A 20,068-nucleotide genomic window follows, 5' to 3' on the forward strand; every position below is an offset into this window, starting at 1 on the left:
TAGACGATGGACCTGACGATTCTCCAGTTCCTGGCGGCTCCGTTCGTCGCGAGCCTGATCCTCACGGGGATCCACGCGTACCTCGGCGTGCACGTCGTCGAGCGCGGCGTGATCTTCGTGGATCTGTCGCTGGCGCAGATTGCCGCGTTGGGGGCGACGATCGCCCTGCTGATGCCCGCGAGCGGCAGTGACCCGCACTCGCCGTTCGTCTACTGGGTCAGCCTGGGATTCACCTTCATCGGCGCGGCGGTCTTTTCGACGATTCGTGGACACCGCGCCCGCATTCCGCAGGAAGCGATCATCGGCATCTGCTACGCCGTGGCGTCGGCGGCGGCGATTCTGGCGATGAGCAAGGCGACCTCGGAAAGCGAGCACCTGAAGGACATGCTCGTCGGCAACATCCTGGCGGTGTCGTGGGGAGAGGTGGCGAAGACGGCGCTCCTGTACGGAGCTGTCGGCCTGTTCCACTTCGTCTTCCGCCGGAAGTTCCTGGCCATCTCGATGAACCACGGTCAGAAGGCGATCGCGGGCATGTCGGTGCGGTTCTGGGACTTCCTCTTCTACGCGTCCTTCGGCTTCGTCGTGACGTCTTCCGTTTCGATTGCAGGCGTTCTGCTCGTCTTCTGCTATCTTATCGTGCCATCGGTTGCCGCCATGCTCTTCGCGGAGCGCATCGGCCGGCGCCTGGCTATCGGGTGGACGATGGGGACCGTCGTCTCGGCGGTTGGCGTGTACCTGTCGCTCAAGCTCGACCTGCCGACCGGCGCGACCATCGTGTGCACGTTCGGCCTGGTTCTGATACTGATGGCCATCGTGCGGCTGTTCGTGCGGCCGCGGACAGGCGGCGACCCGCCACGGCCAGTCGTGGCCGCGGGCCTCACGCCTTCGCCGAACGGCCTCGGCGATACTGGCCGTGCCCGTTAGAAGTGGTCGCGAGCCGACGTGCCCGCTGGATGTGGCGAACCAATGATCTGTAAGCACTGCGGAACCGAAATCGCAGACAAGGCGCTCGTATGCTACCGCTGTGGACACGCCACGTCCGAGCCGACGGTTCGGCAAGGGCAGGCGGCGCCCCCGCGCGGCCGCGGCGTCATTGTGATCGCGGCCCTGCTGGTCCTCATGCTCTCGGCGCTGTTCATGTCGCAAGCGGCGGCAGGACAGGCTCCGCGGAGCGTATCGTGGGTCGTGGCAGGGCTGGCCGTCATCGTGCTCGTGTGGCGGCTCGCGACGAGAAGGCGGTAGCACCTGGAGACTGCCATGTCTGATGCTCGGCTCGAGATCAATGACGAAGCCGGACGGCGGACCGTGCCGATCGAGAAGGACGCCTTCACGATCGGCCGGCGTACGGGCAACGACCTTCGTTTGGTTGGAGCCGACATCTCGCGGGAACATGCCGAGATTGCGCGTGGCGGTGATGGCTACCTCATTCGGGACCGGCAGTCGCGCTTCGGAACGTTCGTCAACAACGAGCAGGTGGCCGAGCGGGCGCTGATGCACGGCGATTTGATCCGCCTCGGGCAGAGCGGCGGCGTCGAGATGGTGTTCCTGTCCGAAGCCATGGCGCAGACCATGGTTCTGGAGGCCTCGGCCGAACGCACCGCGACCTCGGCTGGAGGTGAACTGCGCCAGGTGGCCACGCTGCTCGAGGGGCTGCGCGCACTCGGATCGGCCCGCGTCCTCGACGAGGTGCTCGCGCTCGTCATCGACTCGGCCATCGATCTGAGCGGAGCCGAGCGCGGGTTCATCATGCTGGCCGATGCGCAGGGAAGCCTCGAGTTCAAGCTCGCCCGCGCGCGCGGCCACATCACGCTCTCCGGCGGGACGTTCGAAACCAGCCGCAAGATCCCGGAAGAGGTCTTCACGACCGGGTCCGTGCGCATGATGGCCGACCTCCTCGACGGCGACCTCCCGGCCGTCCACACCGGCACGATCGCACTGGGGATCCGTCACGTGTTCTGCATGCCGCTGCGGTTGGTCCGCTACGTCGACCAAGCCGATGCGTCGGCGGAGGAGAAGCGGATCGGCGTGCTGTATCTCGACAGCCGCGAACGGGGAACGCTGGCTTCGATGGCCGTGCGCGGCGCGCTGGAGACGCTCGCGACCGAGGCCGCGGTCGCGATTGAGAACGCGCGGCTCTATCGGGAGGCGATGGAGAAGGCGCGGATGGAGCACGAGCTGCGCATCGCGGCCGAGATCCAGCAAGCCCTGCTTCCGCCGCCCTGCTGGTCGGCCGCACACTTCGCGGCCGTCGGGCGCACGGTGCCTTGCCGGGCCATCGGCGGCGACTTCTTCGAGTATCTGACGCTCGCGGACGGGTCGTCGGGCTTCGTCGTGGCGGACGTCTCCGGCAAGGGCGCGCCTGCGGCGCTGCTCACGGCGGTCATCCAGGGCGTGCTCGTCACGCAGACGTCGTACGGGGGCGGTCCCGCGGCCGCGCTGGCGCGGGTCAACGAGGTGCTCATCCGTCGCGCGATCGGTTCTCGCTTCGTCACGATGTTCTATGCCGCGCTGACGAGCGATGGCCGGTTGACCTGCTGCAATGCCGGGCACAACCCGCCCTTTCTGATCAGCGGCTCGTCGGTGCGCCGGTTGTCGGTCGGGGGGCTCATCTGCGGCCTGTTCGAGCACGCGACGTACGAAGAGGAGACGGTGACGCTCGCGCCGGGCGATTGCCTCGTGATATTCAGCGACGGAATTTCCGAGGCGTTGAACGCGGCCGGCGAGGAGTTCGGCGACGATCGCATCCTGGCGTGCCTGACCCGCGGCGCGGGGCGCGGCGCGGCGGAGATGCTCGACGACCTCGTCGCCACGGTCAAGGCGTTCGCGGCGGGTACGATGCAAAATGACGACATGACCGCCGTCGTCGTTCGGTACGGAGCGACCGGATGAGGGCGGTGGCCGTCGCCGCCTGGCTCGTCGGCGGACTCGTCATCTGGAACGGCGTGTTCGACCGGCACATCGAAATCGGTGCCCGCGCGTACCTGGACCAGCAGCAGGCCTACGTCGAGGGGCGGGGGCCGCGCGCGAATATCGACCGGGTGATGGACGAAGCAAGGGCATCGGGCCTGCGGTCGGCCACCGGCTGGGCGCTCGCAGAGCTGATTCCCGGCGGCCTGGTGCTCGCGTGGGCCTGCCGGCGCCGGCGCGCCTAGAACCTGGAGCCCGGAGCCTGCTTCTTCCCCGCCGGCTTTCCGGTCGCCAGCCGTTTCTCGATGTCCGGCAGGGCGTCCACCAACACGTTTCCGACCGACTGCAGGCTCCGCGCGCTGACCTGATCCAGCGTGTCGCCGGCCGTGTGCCACGGCGGATACTCGAGGTCGATGATGTCCACCGCCTGCACGCCAGCGTTGAGGAACGGCACGTGATCGTCCTCGATGAGCATCGTGTCATCCACGAAGACATCCTTCAGGCCAACGCGCTTGGCGGCCGCCCAGATCGTGTCGGTGAGCCAGGGCGTCGAGGCCGATTCGCGACGGATGCGCAGGTCGCGGTCGCCAATCATGTCCACGAGGATCATCGCGCGGATGGTTGCGAGGGTGCCGGCGCGCCGGGCGGCCTGGACGTAGTGACGGCTTCCGTAGGTGTGGTCGTTGTTTCCCCAATCCGGCAGCATGGCCTCTTCGCCGTCGAGGAACAGGAGTTCCATCGTCAGCCGGCTCTGGCGCGCCTTCAGGACGCGTGCCCACTCGAGCAGGAACGCCGTGCTCGAGCCCGCATCGTTCGCCCCGACGAACCGGAATTCGCGGTAGAGCTTGGTGTCGTAGTGTCCGGCGAAGATGATTCGATCGGGTGAGGTTCCCGGGATGAGAGCGATCAGGTTCACCATGTGTATGCGGCCGAGCGGCGTGTCCGCGTCGAAGGCCTGCTCGGTGACTTGGACGCCGATCGTCGCCAGTTCCTTCTTGATGTAGTGCCGCGTCGATTCGAGGGCGGGAGACCCGGCCGGCCGCGGGCCGAAGGCGACGATGTCGCGGACGTACGAGTAGGCTCTGGCGCCGTCGAAGACAGGTGCGACCGCCTCGAGCGCGGTCATCGCAGCCACGGCGACGGCGAGGCCCACCAGCACAGAGAGCAGCCGGCCACGCCCCTCATCGTTCCTGGTCCTCATCGTCATCACGTTGCTCCTCGACCGGCTCACCCGGCACGCGGTAGGCTCCATCCGCCCACTTCGCAAGGTCCGCCAGCTTGCACCGCTCGCTGCAGAAGGGACGCCACCGCGAGTCGATGGGCCGTATCCGGCAGTACACGCACTTCCTGTCCGTCACGGACGAATTATCGCAGAAATGAGGGATCGGGGGAGGAGGAACGGGGATAACTCGAGTCGAGCGCGAAACGGAAGGGGCGCGCCACGTCGCCCCCGGCCGGATTCAGGGTTCGGGGGTCGTGTGACGAACGTCTTTCGCGGACACCATGAAGATGACGTCTTCGGCGATGTTGGTGGCGTGGTCTCCGATCCGTTCGAGGTGGCGCGAGATGAGGATGAGTTCGAGCGACCCTGTGATCTTCGACGGGTCCTGCAGCATGTAGGTGAGCAGTTCGCGGAAGATCTGCATCTTGAGGTTGTCGAGCACGTCGTCGCGATCGAGGACGGTCTGGGCCAGCCGCGTGTCTTTCTTGACAAACGCGTCGAGCGAATCGCGGAGCATGCCCTGCGCGTAGTCGGCCATGCGGGGCAGGTCCAGCAGCGGTTTGACGGGCGGTCCGGCCAGGTAGCGTTCCGCGGCCTCCGCGATGTTGACCGCCATGTCGCCGACCCGTTCGAGGTCCGTGTTGATCTTCAACGCGGCCACGATGGCCCGAAGATCCGACGCGACGGGTTGGTGAAGGGCGAGCAGCTTGAACGCGCGGTTGTCGATGTCCAGGTGCAACTGGTTCACCGGCTCGTCGCCGCCGATGACGCCCGAGACTCGTGCCGAATCTCGATCGACGAGCGCGGAAATGGCTGCCTGCACCCGCTCCTCGGCCAGGCCCCCCATCGCCAGCAGCCGGGTGGTGAGTTGCTCGAGCGCTTCCTGGAAGTGGCGGACGTTCTCGCGCGATTCCATCTGGATTGTCTCTCCATCAGCCAAATCGGCCGGTGACGTAGTCTTCCGTCAGTCTCTCACCGGGCGCCGTGAACAGTTTCTCGGTCCTCTCGAATTCCACGAGCCGCCCGAGCCAGAAGAACGCCGTGTAATCCGACACGCGCGCCGCCTGCTGCATGTTGTGCGTGACGATGACGATCGTGTAGTCGTTCTTGAGCTGGTAGATGAGTTCCTCGATGCGCTGCGTGGCAATCGGGTCGAGCGCCGAGGCTGGTTCGTCCATGAGCAGCACCTCGGGCTGCACCGCGAGCGCCCGCGCAATGCACACGCGCTGCTGCTGACCACCGGACAGCGACAGGGCAGATTCGCGCAGGCGGTCCTTCACCTCGTCCCAGAGCGCCGCGGCCTTGAGGCTCTCTTCGACCCGGCCCTCGAGGTCTGACCGCCCGGACGCCAACCCGTTCACGCGGATGCCGTACGCCACGTTGTCGAAGATCGACTTCGGAAAGGGATTCGACTTCTGGAACACCATCCCCACACGGCGCCGGAGGTCGACGACGTCGGTCGCCGGCCCATAGATGTTCTCGCCGTCGAGCTCGACCGTGCCCGCGAGCCGCGTCCCGGGGATCGTGTCGTTCAACCTGTTGAAGGTCCGCAGGAGCGTGCTCTTGCCGCAGCCCGACGGGCCAATGAACGCCGTGACCAGATTCGTTCGGATGTCGAGCGAGATGTCGAAGAGCGCCTGCTTGGCGCCGTAGAAGAAGCTGGTCTGCCGGACGGAGATCCGAAGCTGATTGGCTGCCGCCGGCCAAGCCGGCTCGTCCGAGCGTCTGAACCCGCTCATCGCGGGCATCGGAACCGCCGTGCGGGCCCCCGAGGCGGGCGCCGAGAACGCGTAGGACATGGCCCGAGAATAGCCCCTGGCCATTGCGCAGCGGTTACGCTCGTGTAAATTCCGCGTTTCGTCCGCGCGGGCTATGCCACCGTTCCCGCCGGCACGACGCCCCACTTGGGGACGATGATGATGCCGTTGCGGATGTAGTAGCCGGCGCCGTCTGCCTGCTGCACGCCGGCCTCGTTCGTGAGGCGGACGCCGGCGCCGATACGGGCGTTCTTGTCCACGATGACCCGATCGAGCACGGAATCGGCCCCGATGCCCAGCTCGGGCCCGCCGTCGTGAAGTGGCGCATCATCGTCCTTCTCGTAGAAGTCGGCACCGAGCAGGACCGAGCGGGTGATCTCGCAGTTCCGGCCGACCCGCGTGCGGATGCCGACCACCGACTGCTCGACCGTGCACTGGTCCATGTAGCAGCCTTCGGCGACCACGGCTTCATTGACCGTGCAGTGGTTCAGGCGCGACCCGGGCAGGAAACGCGGCCGCGTGAAGACCGGGCGTCGCGGGTCGTAGAAGTTGAAGGGCGCGCGCGGTCGCGTCAGCATGATGTTCGCGTCGTAGAACGACGGCACGGTTCCGACGTCCTGCCAGTAGTCGCGGAACAGGTACGCGTTCACGCGCCGGTTGTCGAGCGCGGCCGGAATGATCTCGTGGCCGAAATCCACGCCGGGATGCCGCTCCAGGGCGTCGAGCAGGACGTCGCGAGTGAAGACGTAGATGCCCATCGAGGCAATGAACGGCTTGTCCGCCGACGGCGCCAGGAACCTCGAGCCGGACGGCACGCTGGCTCCGATGGCTCGAAGACGCTCCGCGTTCGGCTTCTCCTCGAACCCGACGATCTGGCCATTCGTGTCGAAGCGGAAGATCCCCATCGCGGGCGCGTCGTCGGACGTGATCGGCTGCGCCGCGATCGTCACGTCCGCGCGCCGCTCCACGTGCTCCTCGATCATCGCCGCGTAGTCCATGCGGTAGAGATGGTCGCCGGCGAGGATCAGGTAGTACTCGGCATCGTGGTAGATGAAGTGTCGCGCGGCTTGGCGGACCGCGTCGGCCGTGCCCTGGAACCAGTTCGGGTTGTCGGGCGTCTGCTCGGCGGCGAGGATCTCGACGAAGCCGCGCGAGAACAGGTCCATGCGGTAGGTCTCGGCGATGTGGCGATTGAGCGACGCGGAGTTGAACTGCGTCAGCACGTAGATGCGCCGGATGTCGGCGTGGAGGCAGTTGCTGATCGGTACGTCGATCAGCCGGTATTTGCCGGCGATCGGGACGGCCGGTTTGGATCGGAGGTGCGTGAGAGGAAACAGGCGGGCGCCGCGGCCGCCGCCGAGTATGAGTGCGAGGACGTGTTTCATCATGTCGAAGCCTATGACCAGACGATCGGTGATGCAAGGTCAACGAAGCGGAAGGCTGATGGTGAAGACGGCGCCGCCCTCAGGACGATTCGTCGCCCACACGCGGCCCCCCAGCAGACCGACGAGGTGCTTGACGATGGACAACCCGAGCCCCGTGCCGCCCGATTCGCGCGAGCGGGCCTTGTCCACGCGGTAGAAGCGCTCGAAGATTCGATCGAGATCGGCCTCGGGAATGCCAGGCCCCTCGTCCGCGACGGTCAGTATCGCACGGTCGTCGCTCTGCCTGCCGTCGAGCAGAATCCGGCGGCCCTCGGGCGAGTAGTTGACGGCATTCTCTATGAGATTGCGCAAGGCATCCTGCAGCTTGGCCGGGTCCGTCAAAATGGTGGCGACCGATGGTTCGACCTGGATGTCCACCAACTGTCGGCGCGACTGGATCACCGGGGCGAGGTCGGCGGCCGCGCCGGCAAACAAGGCCTGCAGCGGACAATCGGTCTTCTCGACGGCTTCCTGCCGCGCGTCGAGACCCGCCAGCCGCAGGAGGTCCTTCACGAGGCGTTCCATGCGGCTGACGTGACGGGCGATGACCTCCAGAAATCGCGCGCGGTCCTCCACGCTGGCCGGTTCGTCCGACAACGCTTCGACGTAGCCGCGGATCGCCGTCAATGGCGTCCGCAATTCGTGCGAAACGTTCGCGACGAAGTCGCGGCGCACCTGATCGGCCCTGCGCAGGTCGGTGATGTCGTGGAGAACCAGCACGGCGCCCCTGGCGGCCGGCGCGGTGACGGGGGCCGCGCGGCCGACCAGGCGCCGGTCAGGCGTACGGACCGGCGACAGTTCGACGCCGGCAGGTTCCGCTCCCTCGAGGGCCTTGGTGAGAAGCGCCGCCACATCCGGATGCCGCACGAACTCCAGGTAGTGCCCGTCCACGGCCGCGTCGTCGATAGCCAGCATCGTCCGCGCCGCGCGGTTGACCAGCTGCACGTGGCCCTTGGCGTTGACCACCAGCACGCCTTCCACCATCCCGGAGAGGATCGCGTCAGTCCGCGCGCGGTCCTGCGCGAGTTCCGCGACACGGCTTGCCAGTTCGCGCACGGTGTCGTCGAGGACACGGGCCACCGTGCCCAGTTCGTCGTGCTCGTAGTCCCGAACCGGCCGCGACAGGTCGCCTGAGGCAAACCGTTTGGCACCCGCCGCGATCGCGTTGAGCCGTCGCGCCAGCAACACGGACGAGAGCCAGGCCAGTGCCAGCGCACCGACCAGCGCGGCCGCCAGCGCCAGCAGCGTGAGGTTCCGCACCGACGCCACCTGCCGTTCGACGTCGGTCAGCGGCAGCGCCAGTCGCACGATGGCGACCGTTGGATGGGTGGCCCGCACCGCCACGTACATCATGCTGGTCTGGAGGGTCTGGCTGAAGCGCTCCGACACTCCCGCACCTGCGGCGCGGGCTTGGACGACCTCCGGCCGGGTCCCGTGATTGTCGAGCGAACGCAGGGCCTCGGCTCCGACCATGGAATCGCCGACCACCGTCCCGTCGCCGGCAATGAACGTGACGCGGGCGGGAAGTGTCTTGCCGATCCGTTGCGCTTCGATCTCGAGGGCGTCCGCGGTCAGCGTGGCCTGGTGCTTCATCAGCACGTCGGCGACCAGCCGGGCCTCCGATGTGAGTCCCTGCTGGATGCGCTGCGAGGTTTGACCGGCCAGCGAAAGGGAAAGGAGGATCGCGACGAGGAGCAGGACGGCGCTGGCAACGCCGAAGATCGCCAGGAAGATCTTTCCGCGGAATCCGAGGTGCATCGAAGCCTCGCCGTTCACCGGTCAGCACGCCGGCGGGAAATCGGCTCCACAGTTGTGCCGGCCTCCCGGCGTCGCCGCTAGTCGTCGCCTTTCGCGGCCGGATCGACCAGCTTGTACCCGAACTGCTTGACGGTGACGAGCGCGTCCGTCAGGAGCGGAATCTTCTCCCGGAGCCGGCGTACATGGACGTCGACGGTTCGCGTGCCGCCCGTGTATTGATAGCCCCAGACCTCCTGGAGAAGGCGGTCGCGTGACAGGACCCGTCCGGGATGCTGGACGAAGTACTCGAGCAGCAGGAACTCCTTGGCCGTGAGTGTCACCTCACGCCCCGCGTCGGTGACAACGTGACGCTCCCGGTCGATCGAGATCGGGCCGCAACTCGACCGCAGGCCATTCGTGCCGGCCGCGCGGTTGGCACGACGGAGCAGCGCGGCGACCCGGGCCACGAGTTCCTTCGGGCTGAACGGCTTCGTCAGGTAGTCGTCCGCGCCCAATTCCAGTCCGGAGACCCGATCGGATTCCTCGGCCCGGGCTGTGACGACGATAATCGGAAGATCGGCCGTGGCCGACTGGCGACGCAGGGCCTGGCAGATCTCGAGCCCGTGAAGGCCCGGGAGCATGAGATCCAACACCATGAGATCCGGGCGCCGGGTTCGGACGCGCGGCAGGACATCGGTGCCCGAAGTCAGCACCTCCGCCGTGTGCCCGGCCCTGACCAGGTAGTGACGAATCAACTCAGCGATGTCGTGGTCGTCTTCGACGATGAGAATGTGGCTCACAAGAAGGCCTTGCCGCGGTCGATCGTGTCAGCCCGGCTGCGTCGTGTCAACGGAGAAGACGTGCCGTAACACCGTTTTAACACCCGCGACATGGTGCCGAAATCTCGCCTGCTTACACTTCTCGTCGAGGTGAGAATGCCCCTGGGCCAGGAAGAGAGGGGATAGTGCCCGAGAGTGCGGCGCCGACAATCACGATGGGGCGTCCGTGGAGCAGCTTGACCCGCCTGGGCCTGCAGCTGCGCCGCGGCGACGCGCTCGCGCACGCCATCGCCCTCGTCTTCGGCGCGTCCGTGCTCGTCGTCACCGGTCTGCTCGCATGGCAGCTGTGGGTCAACTCGGTGCTGCCCCGCCGCCAGTTCGGCTGGCGGTTTCTCTTCTCGCAGACGTGGGATCCGGTGGCCGGTCAGTTCGGCGCGGCGGCGTTCGTCTACGGCACGGTGATGACGTCGGCCCTCGCGTTGCTGATTGCCGTGCCTCTTGGAATCGGCGTGGCCATCTTCCTCGCGGAGCTGGCGCCGCCGCGGCTCTCGGCGATGGCCGGCATGCTGCTCGAACTCCTGGCAGCGGTGCCGAGCGTCATCTACGGGCTCGTCGGCGTGTCGATCCTCGTGCCGATCATGCGCGTGTACGTTCAGCCGGCGCTGAAGGCGGCGACGGGCGGCTTCCCGCTGTTCAGCGGCCCCGCGTACGGGATCGGCCTGCTGACCGCCGGGATCGTGCTCGCGGTCATGGTCGTGCCCTTCATCGTGTCGGTCGGTCGGGAAGTCCTGCTCGCCGTGCCGCGGGAGCAGCGCGAGGCCGCGCTGGCCCTGGGGTCCACGCGGTGGGAGAGCACGTGGAAGGTCGTGTTGCCCTACGCCCGGCCAGGCCTGTACGGCGCCGTCTTCCTGGCGCTCGGCCGCGCGCTCGGCGAGACGATGGCGGTGACGATGGTCATCGGCAACCGTCCCGAAATCGCCGCGTCGTTGTTCGCGCCCGCGTACTCGATGGCCGCTGTCATCGCGAACGAATTCAGCGAAGCCACCGAGGAACTCTATCTCCAGTCGCTCATCGAGGTCGGCCTCGTGCTGTTCGCGCTCACGATGGTCATCAACGTGGTGGCTCGCGGCCTCATCGCGGCGACCGCTGACCAGGGCAGCGCACGATGAGCGTGCTGACCCGCAACCGCCGCCGGAAGATCCTGAGCGACTTCATGCTCGGCCTGAGCGCCCTGTTCACGGTGCTCTGCATTTCCCTGCTCTTCTTCGTCCTGGGATACCTCCTCATCAAGGGGGGATCGTCTGTCAACCTGGCCTTCTTCACGAAGCTGCCCACGCCGCCGGGGGAAGACGGCGGCGGGATGGCGAATGCGCTGGTCGGCAGCGCGAAGCTGCTCGGGATCGCGGCGGTCACCGGCCTGCCCATCGGGTTTCTCGCCGGACTGTATCTCAGCGAATTCGCCGGTCGAACGATGGCGACCGTCGTGCGGTACGCCGCCGATCTGCTGAACGGCGTGCCGTCGATCGTCATCGGCATCTTCGTCTACACGCTCGTGGTGCTGCCGATGCAGCACTTCTCGACGCTCGCCGGCGGGCTGGCGCTCGGCATCATGATGATTCCGATCATGACGCGCAGCACCGAGGAGTTTCTCCGGGCCGTCCCGGTGACGCTCCGCGAGGGATCGCTCGCCCTCGGCGCCACGCGCACGCTGACCATCATCCGCGTCGTCGTCCCTGCGGCGGCCCGCGGGATCGTGACGGCCGCAATGCTCGGCCTGGCCCGCGTGGCCGGCGAGACGGCGCCGCTACTCTTCACGGCCCTCAGCAACCGGTTCTGGAGCCCCGGGATCAACCAGCCGACCGCCTCGCTGCCCGTCATGATCTTCAACTACGCGGTCGCTCCCTACGACGACTGGCACCGGCAGGCTTGGGCGGCCGGCCTCGTCCTTCTCACGCTCGTGCTGGTCGCCAACCTCAGCGCGCGGTACCTGCTGGGCGGACGGCAGGAGAGCTGACCGAGGCTTCGCGCCAGCTGGACTCCGCAGTCTGTCCCCGTGCGGACACTGGACGTTCGAGGACGGCTGCCAACGGGCCGACGACACCGGTGACTTCTCGGTCCGAGTCCGGCCGGGCCCCCAGCCGACCTCGAGCGTCACCTGTCCGTCCACTGTTGCTCTCTCGCTCGCCCTCCTGCCGGTCTCCGCGGCCCGCGCAACCTGCCTCTTGTTACACCGTCGTGACACTGTCACTATAGGGAGCGGCGTGGTCTGCGCGTGCCAATAGTTCTTGTGTCAGGGCGCTCAAATGAGGTAGAGAATTGGCGGGGGATTTGACCGTGACGACACCATCGACGCCGCATCTCGAGGCGTTGTTGCAGCACGACGTGGAACTGCTCCGGCGGAAATTGCTGGAGATGGCGGCCCTGGACGAACGGGCGCTGACGAGGGCCCTGCAGGCGTTCCTGACAGGGGACCGTCAGCTGGCCTACTCGGTCATTCTTCGCGACCAGGACGTGGACGCCTTCGAGACCGAACTCGACAAGCTCTGCGTCGAGTTCATCGTTCGCCACCAGCCGGCCGCCGGGTTGCTTCGCTTCGTGTACGCGACGAGCAAGATCGTCGGCGCGCTGGAGCGAATCGGCGACTACGCCGAGAGCATCGCGCGCCAGGTGCTGCTCGCCAGTTCCCTGCCCTACGACATCCCGACCGACAAGTACAGCGAGATTGCCAACCTGGCGATTCCCATGCTGCACAACGCGATGCGGGCGTTTCTCGAGAAGAACCCGGACCTCGCCCGGACGACGCTCGCGAGCGAACCCCATGTGAACCAGGTTCGCGACGCCATCAACGCCCAGTTGGTCGAATGGCGCCAGGAGGGCCGGCTGCCGCTCGAGGCGCTGCCCCCGATGATCACCGTCGCGCGCCGTTTCGAGCGCGTGTCGGACCAGGCGACGAACATCTGCGAAGAGGCCCTCTATTTCGCCACCGGGGAGTACCAGCGCCACAAGGCACGTGAGGGGTTCCGCGTCCTGTTCGTCGACGAGTCGAACAGCTGCCTGAGCCAGATGGCGGAGGCTGTTGCGAACCGGCTGGGCCCCAAACGGTTCTCCTTTGCCAGCGCGGGCCTTGTGGCCGGCCCGGTGGATCCGCAGACGATCCAGTTCCTCGCCGACAAGGGGATCGACGCGTCACATCAGGTGTCGAAGGCGCTCGACGGCATTCCCAGTCGCGACGAACTCCAGTTGGTGGTTGGGCTCGGCACCGAGGCACACAAGGCGATTCCGCAGCGGCCGTCGAAGACGCTCGGGATTGACTGGTACGTCCCGGACCCGTCGGAAAGCCGAGGCAGGCCCGCCGATGTCACGGCGGCCTACGAGGCGGCGTTCGAATCGCTCAACGATCACATTCGAGATCTCGTTCAAGCCATATTGGATGACCCGACCCATGACCAAGCTCAGAAGTGACGGTGGACGCCTCCCGCTCCGGGCGGCAGGTGTCGCGCTCGTGGTGTGTCTCCTGGCCGTATCGGCCGCCTGTTCGCGCGGCAAGGCGCCGTCGAAGAACGTGATCCAGGACACCGGTTCGGACACGATGGTGAATCTCGCTCAGGCGTGGGCCGAGGAGTACGCGAAAGTCGACCCGAGCGTCTCGGTCGAGGTGTCGGGCGGGGGATCCGGAACGGGCATTGCGGCCCTGATCGAGGGAACGGTCGACATTGCGAACTGCAGCCGCAGCGTCGAGCCGCAGGAGGTCGCGCAGGCCAAGAAGAACACGGGCAAGGAGCCGCGTGAGTTCAAGGTGGGCTACGACGCGCTCGCGGTCTACGTCCACAAGAACAACCCGATGACGGACATCACGTTCGAGCAACTGGCGCAGATCTACGGTGAAGGCGAGACCGTGACGAAGTGGTCGCAACTCGGCGTGAAGATGCCCGCCGGGGCGGATGAGATCATCCGCGTCAGTCGCCAGTCCAATTCCGGCACGTATGCCTACTTCCGAGAGGCGGTCCTCGGCAAGGGCCGCGATTTCAAGCTCGGGTCGCGTGACATGCAGGGCTCGAAGGACGTCGTGGAACTGGTGTCGAAGACGCCGCAGGCGATCGGGTACAGCGGGATGGGGTATGCCACGCCCGAGGTGAAGATGCTGCACGTTGCCCGGAAGGCGGGGGACCAGTTCTACGCGCCGACGGTGGAGAACACTTTGAACCACACGTACCCGATCGCGCGCCCGCTGTTCATGTACACTCTAGGTGAGCCGTCCGGTGGAGTGAAGAAATACATGGACTGGGTGCACTCGGACGCCGGTCAGCAGATTGTTGTGAAGAGCGGCTACGTGCCGCTGCCGCGGGGCGGCGACACGGCGAAGTAGTCACGTCGAGAGGGGGCAGGAGCGTCAGTGCAGCATCGACGACGCTGGGAACTGGTGGTGGAGAAGGGGATTGAAGCGCTGATTCGCCTATGTGGCATCAGCGCCATCGTCTTCGTTTTCGGGATATTCTTCTTCGTCTTCCGGGAGGGCGCCGGTTTCCTGGTCCACGGGTTCAATCCCCGCGAGTTCTTCACGAGCGTCGAGTGGTACCCGACGTCGCAAAGCCACGTGCGGTACGGCGTGCTCGCGCTGATCGCCGGGACGGCCGGCGTCACCGCGCTGGCCATGGCGATCGCGGTGCCGTTCGGCATCGGGTCGGCGATCTTCATCTCGGAGTTCTGTGGAGTCCGTGCCAAGGAAACGCTGAAGATCGTCATCGAACTGCTCGCCGCGATCCCGTCGGTCGTCTGGGGATTCATCGGCCTGACGGTCATGAATCCGCTGATCATGCGCCTGTTCGGCGCTCCCATCGGCCTCAACGTGTTGAACGGCGGCGTGATCCTCGCGCTGATGAGCGTCCCGATCATCGTGTCGATCGGCGAGGACGCGCTCAAGGCGGTGCCCGATTCGTATCGCGAAGCGGGGCTCGCGCTGGGCGTGACCAGATGGCAACTGGTCCACCGGGTCCTGCTGCCGGCCGCCAAGAACGGCCTGCTGGCCGCGGTCCTGCTCGGCGTCGGCCGCGCCGTCGGCGAGACGATGGCCGTGCTGATGGCAACCGGCCATGCCGTGAAGATTCCGACGAGCGTGATGGACTCGGTGCGGACGCTGACTGCCACGATTGCCGCCGAACTCGGCGAGGCGCCCGTGCATTCGGATCACTACCAGGTGTTGTTCATCATCGGGATTCTGTTGTTCATGATCACGTTTGTGGTCAACCTGACGGCCGACCTCGTCGTCCGCGGGATTCGCAACCGGTGACGTCGTTGAGTGCTGCCGCATAGGTTCCCGTGTTCCAAGCCACCTCCTTCACGCGCCGCAAATCGGTCAGCGAACTCGCCGCCAGGACTGTCTTCCTGGCCATGACGCTGATGATGGTGGTGCCGCTGTTGCTCATCGTGGCCTACCTGTTCTACGAGGCGTGGCCGATCCTCTCGCTGGACTTCCTGCTCGAGAATCCGAGGAACGGCATGCGGGCGGGCGGAATCTGGTCGCCGCTGGTCGGCACGATCTACCTTGTCGTGATTTCACTCATGATCGCCACACCGATTGGGGTGCTGGCGGCGGTGTTCCTGAACGAGTACTCGCGGGACAACTGGTTCACCCGGGTCGTGAACCTCGCGGTCGTGAACCTCGCAGGCGTGCCGAGCATCGTCCACGCGCTATTCGGGCTCGGTGCGTTCGTGCTGTTCGCAGGGTTGGGTAAGTCCATTCTCGCGGCGTCCCTGACGCTCGCCATCATGACGCTGCCGGTGATCATCGCCAGCACCAAGGAAGCACTCGCATCCGTGCCGAAGGCGTTTCGCGAGGCCTGCTGGAACGTGGGGGCGACCCGCTGGCAGACGATCCGCCACGTGGTGCTCCCGAATTCAATCAGCGGGATCCTGACAGGCGTGATCCTGCAGGTGTCGCGCGCCGCCGGCGAGACCGCGCCGATCATGTTCACCGGCGCGGTGTTCTTCAAGGCGATCGAACCCGGCAGCCTCTTCGCCTACGGCCCCTTCGATCAGTGCATGGCGCTCTCGATGCACCTGTTCACGATCTCGACACAGGTGCCGGATGTGCCGCCAGCACTGCCGTACGGCACGGCGGTCGTCCTGCTGGCGACGGTCTTGATCGTGAACGCCGCGGCGATTGCCGTGCGGGTGCGATTGCGCGGCCGGAGGAAGTGGTGACCGCCGCCCCGATGATCGCGCTGGACGGGCTTTGCGTCCGCTACGGGCAGCGCGAGGCCTTGAAGGGCGTGACGTTCGACGTGCGTCGCAACGAGGTGCTGGGCATCATTGGCCCCGCGCAGTCGGGCAAGAGCACGTTGCTGCGGACCCTGAACCGCACGATCGACGATGTGCCGGGCGCGGTCGTGACCGGCACCGTGACGGTCGACGGCGAGAACGTGCGCCAGGTGCGCGACGTGTTCGCTCTCCGGCGCAAGGTGGGCATGGTGGCGCCGCTGCCGGTCGGGTTGCCGCTGTCCATCTACGACAACGTGGCGTTCGCGCCACGGATGGCCGGTATCCGCGACCGTCGGACGCTCGACGAACGCGTCGAGCGGTGTCTGCACCAGGCCGCCCTCTGGGACGAGGTGAAGGACCGGCTGGACAACCTGGGTACGAAACTGTCCGGCGGCCAGCAACAGCGCCTCACCATCGCCCGCGCGCTGTCGCACGAACCCGAGGTGCTGTGCCTCGATGAGTTCTCGATCGCGATCGACCCGGTCACCACGATGCGAATCGAGGATGTACTCAAGGAACTTCGCGATCGGATGACGATTGTACTCGTGACGAATCTGGTCCAGCAGGCCCGACGGATCGCGGATCGCACGGCGTTCCTGTTGAACGGCGAACTCGTGGAGATCGACCGGACCGAGGTGATCTTCTCCGAGCGCCCGGCCGACTCGAGGACGTACGACTACGTCAGCGGAATCTTCGGATGAGCGAGACCCGCGCCGACTACAGCATCGCGACCAAGACCCTGAGCCTGTGGTACGGGACGTTCCAGGCGTTGAAGGACGTCACGCTGAACGTCCGACACGGTCACATCACGGCGCTCATCGGCCCGTCCGGCTGCGGCAAGACCACGCTTCTGCGGTGCTTCAACCGGATCAACGAACGCTACGGGTCGGTGAAGACGACGGGGGAGATCCGGATTCTCGGACAGAACATCTACGCGCCGGATGTCTCGCTGGTGGAGTTGCGGAAGTCGGTCGGCATGGTGTTCCAGCGGCCGAATCCGTTGCCGATCTCCGTCTACGAAAACGTGGTCTTCGGCCTCCGTGTCCACAGCGGCCTCGCCGCGCTCCGCAGGAAGAACCTGGACGAGGCCGTCGAGAAGGCGCTCCGCGAAGTGTCCCTGTGGGATGACCTGAAGGATCGCCTGCACCTGAAAGCGACGGCGCTTCAGCTCGAGCAACAGCAGAAACTGTGCATCGCCCGCCTCCTGCCGCTGAAGCCCGAGGTCATCCTGATGGACGAGCCGTGTTCGGCCCTGGACACGGAAGCGACACTCGCGGTCGAGGAGTTGATGGCGACGCTCGCCGGGCACTACACCATGCTCATCGTGACCCACAACATGGCGCAGGCTCGCCGCGTGAGCAGAGAGTGCGCCTTCATGCTGATGGGAGAACTCGTCGAGATGGCCCGAACCGAGGACCTCTTCCTCACGCCCCGGGACGAGCGGACCGGGGACTACATCGAGGGACGATACGGCTAGAGACGCCGCGGCCGGGACGGCCGCGACGACGCTCGCGTCGTGCCGCTCTCCGTTCCGCCCACATCCTCTACCGCGTCCCGTCGATCGACGCGCAAAGGTCGATCATCTCGAGCGCCGTGGCCGCCGCGTCGAATCCCTTGTTGCCCGCCTTGGTCCCCGCGCGTTCCATCGCCTGCTCCAGCGTCTCAGCGGTAATGACGCCGAACACCACGGGCACGCCGGATTCGAGCGAGACCTGCGCGATGCCTTTGGTCACCTCGCCCGCTATCAGGTGGAAGTGGGGTGTGTCGCCCTGGATCAGGCAGCCCAGGCAGACCACAGCTCCGTAACGCCCGGTGCGCGCGAGGCGCTGCGCCACAATCGGGATCTCGAAGCTGCCGGGTACCCAGGCCACATCAACGTCGCTCTCCGCCACCCCGTGACGCCGGAGACAGTCCTCGGCGCCCGCCAGCAGTTCCTTCGTGAAGAAGTCGTTGAATCGCGACGCCACCAGCGCCACCTTGCGTCCCCGTGCGTCAAACCGTCCTTCGAACACCGTGCCCATATGCGTCGTCTCCCTTGTCATGCCTGCGGAATTCCAGAACCCTGGCCCCGACTTCCGACTGTTGCCCGACCCCCGGCTCCAGGCCCGCTACACCTGCTCGAGCAGGTGTCCGAGCTTTGTCTTCTTCGTCCGCAGGTATTCGATGTTGCGGGTGTTGGCCGGCACCTCGAGCGGGACGCGGCTCACGACCTCGAGGCCGTGGCTGTCGAGGCCGACGATCTTGCGCGGGTTGTTCGTAATCAATTCCATTCGGCTCACACCGAGGTCGTGCAGAATCTGAGCACCGAGGCCGTACTCGCGCAGATCGGCGGGGAAGCCGAGTTGCTGGTTCGCTTCGACCGTATCGCTGCCTTCGTCCTGCAACTCATACGCCTTGAGCTTGTTCAGCAGGCCGATGCCGCGGCCCTCCTGTCGCATGTAGAGAAACACACCGGTGCCGCGCGCTTCGATCGCGGCAAGGGCCGCCTCCATCTGCTCGCCGCAGTCGCATCGGAGCGAGTGGAACACGTCGCCGGTCATGCACTCCGAGTGCACGCGCACGAGCACGGTCGTGTCCGGCTCGACCGCGCCCTTGACGAGCGCCAGATGTACCGCGTTGTCGACCGATGTGCTGTAGGCGAGCAGCCGAAACTGCCCGTAGCGGGTGGGCAGCGTCACTTCGATTTCCCGACGCACCAGCTTCTCGTGGCGTCGCCGATGGGCGATCAAGTCGGCGATTGACACCATCACCAGGCCGAACCGGTCGGCGACCTGCCGGAGTCGCGGCAGCCGTGCCATCGAGCCGTCCTCGTCCATGATTTCGCAGAGGATACCGGCCGGGTAGAGGCCGGCCAGCCGGCACAGGTCGACCACCGCCTCGGTGTGACCGGCGCGCTGGAGCACGCCGCCCGGCTGCGCCTCGAGCGGAAAGAGGTGTCCGGGGCGCGCAAGGTCGCGCGGCCGTGTCGCCGGATCGATGAAGACCCTCACGGTGTGGGCACGATCGGCCGCAGAGATCCCAGTCGAGATCCCGTCGGCGGCATCGACGGACACGGTGAAGGACGTGCCGAGCGGCGCCGTGTTCTCCGTGACCATCGCGTGGAGTTCGAGCGCACGAAGGCGCTCTCGCGTCGCTGGCATGCAGATCAGGCCCCGCCCGTGCTTGCTCAGGAAGTTGATCGCGTCAGCGGTGGCCTTGTCCGCGGCCAGCACGAAGTCCCCTTCGTTCTCCCGGTCCTCGTCGTCCACGACGACGATGATCTCGCCGCGCCGGAGCGCGTCGAGCGCCGCATCGATCGTATCGAGTGCTTTCACCACTGCCATCCTTTGTCGAGAATCGACCGCATCGTCAGCTGGGCAAGTTGCGGCTGGCTCGCCGCTTTCGCCAGCACATCCACCTCGATGTTGACCTCGTCGGCCACGCGTAGCTCGTCGAAGCGCGTCGCGCGCAGCGTGTGGGGGACGAGCGTGACGGTGAACTGGCCGCGGAAGGGGCCCGCGTCGAGCGTCAGGCTCACTCCGTCCACCGCGATGGAGCCTTTCGGGAGCAGTTGCGTCGTGAGCCGCGCGGGCACGCGGACGGTCATGCGAACGACGCCGTGCGACCGCTCCAGCCGCACGACGCGGCCGGTGCCGTCCACGTGTCCGAGGACGAAATGGCCGCCCACCTCATCGCCGATCCGCAGCGACGGTTCGAGATGGACGCGATCACCCACTCGCCAGCGGCAGAGCGTGGTGACACGTCTGGTCTCGACGGACGCGTCCACGCTGACCCGCGCGCCGGTGAGCGAGGTTACCGTGAGACAGATGCCGTTCACGGCGAGGCTGCTGCCGATGGCGAGTTGATCGGCAGTGCGCGGAGCGGAGATTCCGAGCGCGGTGACGCCGGAGCGCGAGCCGATCTCCTCAACCGTGCCGATCTCCCGAACGAGGCCAGTGAACATCGTGTGCCTGAACTCCACGTGAGGGGGAGCCGGTTGGCGGC

The 20,068-nt window shown here is 66.5% G+C and carries 21 protein-coding genes; 12 read left to right on the plus strand and 9 right to left on the minus strand.

The window, feature by feature from the left end; genetic code table 11:
* Nucleotides 1-6 precede the first annotated feature (6 nt).
* The 4 genes from VGK32_00200 to VGK32_00215 are packed head-to-tail and all read left to right on the plus strand — an operon-like array spanning nucleotide 7 to nucleotide 3,152.
* Nucleotides 7-924 carry a metal ABC transporter permease gene (locus VGK32_00200; protein HEY3380151.1) on the plus strand — a complete coding sequence of 306 codons (918 nt, stop codon included), beginning with the start codon at nucleotides 7-9 and terminating at the stop codon, nucleotides 922-924.
* 42 nt (nucleotides 925-966) lie between these two features.
* Nucleotides 967-1,242 (plus strand): zinc ribbon domain-containing protein, encoded by a 276-nt coding sequence (locus tag VGK32_00205; protein ID HEY3380152.1) that lies wholly within the window; start codon nucleotides 967-969, stop codon nucleotides 1,240-1,242.
* Nucleotides 1,243-1,257: 15 nt separating this feature from the next.
* Nucleotides 1,258-2,889: a SpoIIE family protein phosphatase gene (locus tag VGK32_00210; GenBank protein ID HEY3380153.1), complete on the plus strand. Its 1,632-nt coding sequence runs from the start codon at nucleotides 1,258-1,260 to the stop codon at nucleotides 2,887-2,889.
* The gene (locus VGK32_00215) at nucleotides 2,886-3,152 is read left to right on the plus strand and encodes a hypothetical protein (GenBank protein ID HEY3380154.1); all 267 of its coding nucleotides are present in this window, start codon (nucleotides 2,886-2,888) and stop codon (nucleotides 3,150-3,152) included. The genes VGK32_00210 and VGK32_00215 overlap by 4 nt, the downstream gene beginning before the upstream one ends.
* Here the strand turns inward: VGK32_00215 and VGK32_00220 are convergent.
* The 6 genes from VGK32_00220 to VGK32_00245 form a co-directional block, all read right to left on the minus strand.
* Nucleotides 3,149-4,114: a M28 family peptidase gene (locus tag VGK32_00220; protein HEY3380155.1), complete on the minus strand. Its 966-nt coding sequence runs from the start codon at nucleotides 4,112-4,114 to the stop codon at nucleotides 3,149-3,151. The genes VGK32_00215 and VGK32_00220 overlap by 4 nt on opposite strands.
* A gap of 253 nt (nucleotides 4,115-4,367) precedes the next feature.
* Entirely contained in the window at nucleotides 4,368-5,045 is a 678-nt protein-coding gene (phoU, locus tag VGK32_00225; protein ID HEY3380156.1) for a phosphate signaling complex protein PhoU, read from the minus strand.
* 16 nt (nucleotides 5,046-5,061) lie between these two features.
* Nucleotides 5,062-5,868 carry a phosphate ABC transporter ATP-binding protein PstB gene (gene pstB, locus VGK32_00230; GenBank protein HEY3380157.1) on the minus strand — a complete coding sequence of 269 codons (807 nt, stop codon included), beginning with the start codon at nucleotides 5,866-5,868 and terminating at the stop codon, nucleotides 5,062-5,064.
* A 131-nt stretch (nucleotides 5,869-5,999) separates the two neighbouring features.
* The gene (locus VGK32_00235; protein ID HEY3380158.1) at nucleotides 6,000-7,274 is read right to left on the minus strand and encodes a glucose-1-phosphate adenylyltransferase; all 1,275 of its coding nucleotides are present in this window, start codon (nucleotides 7,272-7,274) and stop codon (nucleotides 6,000-6,002) included.
* Between the two features lie 36 nt (nucleotides 7,275-7,310).
* Nucleotides 7,311-9,068: an ATP-binding protein gene (locus VGK32_00240; GenBank protein HEY3380159.1), complete on the minus strand. Its 1,758-nt coding sequence runs from the start codon at nucleotides 9,066-9,068 to the stop codon at nucleotides 7,311-7,313.
* A 77-nt stretch (nucleotides 9,069-9,145) separates the two neighbouring features.
* Entirely contained in the window at nucleotides 9,146-9,847 is a 702-nt protein-coding gene (locus VGK32_00245; protein ID HEY3380160.1) for a response regulator transcription factor, read from the minus strand.
* Nucleotides 9,848-10,011: 164 nt separating this feature from the next.
* On the opposite strand from VGK32_00245, the gene pstC (VGK32_00250) reads away from it, so the two are divergent.
* The 8 genes from pstC (VGK32_00250) (at nucleotide 10,012) to VGK32_00285 (ending at nucleotide 17,561) form a co-directional block, all read left to right on the plus strand.
* The gene (pstC, locus tag VGK32_00250) at nucleotides 10,012-10,995 is read left to right on the plus strand and encodes a phosphate ABC transporter permease subunit PstC (GenBank protein ID HEY3380161.1); all 984 of its coding nucleotides are present in this window, start codon (nucleotides 10,012-10,014) and stop codon (nucleotides 10,993-10,995) included.
* A complete protein-coding gene (gene pstA / locus VGK32_00255) occupies nucleotides 10,992-11,840 on the plus strand; it encodes a phosphate ABC transporter permease PstA (GenBank protein HEY3380162.1) in 849 nt (282 codons plus the stop codon). The genes pstC (VGK32_00250) and pstA (VGK32_00255) overlap by 4 nt, the downstream gene beginning before the upstream one ends.
* 320 nt (nucleotides 11,841-12,160) lie before the next feature.
* Complete coding sequence (gene phoU / locus VGK32_00260) at nucleotides 12,161-13,288, plus strand: phosphate signaling complex protein PhoU (GenBank protein HEY3380163.1); 1,128 nt, start codon at nucleotides 12,161-12,163, stop codon at nucleotides 13,286-13,288.
* Nucleotides 13,269-14,192: a phosphate ABC transporter substrate-binding protein gene (locus tag VGK32_00265; protein HEY3380164.1), complete on the plus strand. Its 924-nt coding sequence runs from the start codon at nucleotides 13,269-13,271 to the stop codon at nucleotides 14,190-14,192. The genes phoU (VGK32_00260) and VGK32_00265 overlap by 20 nt, the downstream gene beginning before the upstream one ends.
* A 27-nt stretch (nucleotides 14,193-14,219) precedes the next feature.
* Nucleotides 14,220-15,113: a phosphate ABC transporter permease subunit PstC gene (pstC, locus tag VGK32_00270; protein HEY3380165.1), complete on the plus strand. Its 894-nt coding sequence runs from the start codon at nucleotides 14,220-14,222 to the stop codon at nucleotides 15,111-15,113.
* 29 nt (nucleotides 15,114-15,142) lie between these two features.
* Nucleotides 15,143-16,027 carry a phosphate ABC transporter permease PstA gene (pstA, locus tag VGK32_00275; GenBank protein HEY3380166.1) on the plus strand — a complete coding sequence of 295 codons (885 nt, stop codon included), beginning with the start codon at nucleotides 15,143-15,145 and terminating at the stop codon, nucleotides 16,025-16,027.
* Nucleotides 16,024-16,785: a phosphate ABC transporter ATP-binding protein gene (locus tag VGK32_00280; protein ID HEY3380167.1), complete on the plus strand. Its 762-nt coding sequence runs from the start codon at nucleotides 16,024-16,026 to the stop codon at nucleotides 16,783-16,785. Before pstA (VGK32_00275) ends, VGK32_00280 begins: the two co-directional genes overlap by 4 nt.
* Entirely contained in the window at nucleotides 16,782-17,561 is a 780-nt protein-coding gene (locus VGK32_00285; GenBank protein ID HEY3380168.1) for a phosphate ABC transporter ATP-binding protein, read from the plus strand. Before VGK32_00280 ends, VGK32_00285 begins: the two co-directional genes overlap by 4 nt.
* 67 nt (nucleotides 17,562-17,628) lie before the next feature.
* Here the strand turns inward: VGK32_00285 and ribE are convergent, their stop codons facing one another.
* From ribE to VGK32_00300, 3 genes are all read right to left on the minus strand, one after another.
* Nucleotides 17,629-18,105: a 6,7-dimethyl-8-ribityllumazine synthase gene (ribE, locus tag VGK32_00290; GenBank protein ID HEY3380169.1), complete on the minus strand. Its 477-nt coding sequence runs from the start codon at nucleotides 18,103-18,105 to the stop codon at nucleotides 17,629-17,631.
* Nucleotides 18,106-18,192: 87 nt separating this feature from the next.
* Nucleotides 18,193-19,398, minus strand: coding sequence for a bifunctional 3,4-dihydroxy-2-butanone-4-phosphate synthase/GTP cyclohydrolase II (locus tag VGK32_00295; GenBank protein ID HEY3380170.1), 1,206 nt, complete (start codon nucleotides 19,396-19,398; stop codon nucleotides 18,193-18,195).
* On the minus strand, nucleotides 19,395-20,027 hold the full coding sequence (locus tag VGK32_00300; protein HEY3380171.1) for a riboflavin synthase: 633 nt from the start codon (nucleotides 20,025-20,027) through the stop codon (nucleotides 19,395-19,397). Before VGK32_00300 ends, VGK32_00295 begins: the two co-directional genes overlap by 4 nt.
* Nucleotides 20,028-20,068 lie beyond the last annotated feature (41 nt).

Source organism: Vicinamibacterales bacterium, from assembly GCA_036504215.1.
Taxonomy (GTDB): Bacteria; Acidobacteriota; Vicinamibacteria; order Vicinamibacterales; family Fen-181; genus FEN-299.

What these genes read in the sequence shown, in the direction of transcription:
- VGK32_00215 (HEY3380154.1), top strand. Translation starts at nt 2,886, where the DNA reads ATGAGGGCGGTGGCCGTCGCCGCCTGGCTCGTCGGCGGACTCGTCATC.
- VGK32_00265 (HEY3380164.1), top strand. Translation starts at nt 13,269, where the DNA reads ATGACCAAGCTCAGAAGTGACGGTGGACGCCTCCCGCTCCGGGCGGCA.
- VGK32_00200 (HEY3380151.1), top strand. Translation starts at nt 7, where the DNA reads ATGGACCTGACGATTCTCCAGTTCCTGGCGGCTCCGTTCGTCGCGAGC.
- VGK32_00300 (HEY3380171.1), bottom strand. Translation starts at nt 20,027, where the DNA reads ATGTTCACTGGCCTCGTTCGGGAGATCGGCACGGTTGAGGAGATCGGC.
- VGK32_00210 (HEY3380153.1), top strand. Translation starts at nt 1,258, where the DNA reads ATGTCTGATGCTCGGCTCGAGATCAATGACGAAGCCGGACGGCGGACC.
- ribE (HEY3380169.1), bottom strand. Translation starts at nt 18,105, where the DNA reads ATGGGCACGGTGTTCGAAGGACGGTTTGACGCACGGGGACGCAAGGTG.
- VGK32_00205 (HEY3380152.1), top strand. Translation starts at nt 967, where the DNA reads ATGATCTGTAAGCACTGCGGAACCGAAATCGCAGACAAGGCGCTCGTA.
- VGK32_00235 (HEY3380158.1), bottom strand. Translation starts at nt 7,274, where the DNA reads ATGATGAAACACGTCCTCGCACTCATACTCGGCGGCGGCCGCGGCGCC.
- pstB (HEY3380157.1), bottom strand. Translation starts at nt 5,868, where the DNA reads ATGAGCGGGTTCAGACGCTCGGACGAGCCGGCTTGGCCGGCGGCAGCC.
- phoU (HEY3380156.1), bottom strand. Translation starts at nt 5,045, where the DNA reads ATGGAATCGCGCGAGAACGTCCGCCACTTCCAGGAAGCGCTCGAGCAA.
- pstA (HEY3380162.1), top strand. Translation starts at nt 10,992, where the DNA reads ATGAGCGTGCTGACCCGCAACCGCCGCCGGAAGATCCTGAGCGACTTC.
- VGK32_00285 (HEY3380168.1), top strand. Translation starts at nt 16,782, where the DNA reads ATGAGCGAGACCCGCGCCGACTACAGCATCGCGACCAAGACCCTGAGC.
- VGK32_00220 (HEY3380155.1), bottom strand. Translation starts at nt 4,114, where the DNA reads ATGACGATGAGGACCAGGAACGATGAGGGGCGTGGCCGGCTGCTCTCT.
- VGK32_00240 (HEY3380159.1), bottom strand. Translation starts at nt 9,068, where the DNA reads ATGCACCTCGGATTCCGCGGAAAGATCTTCCTGGCGATCTTCGGCGTT.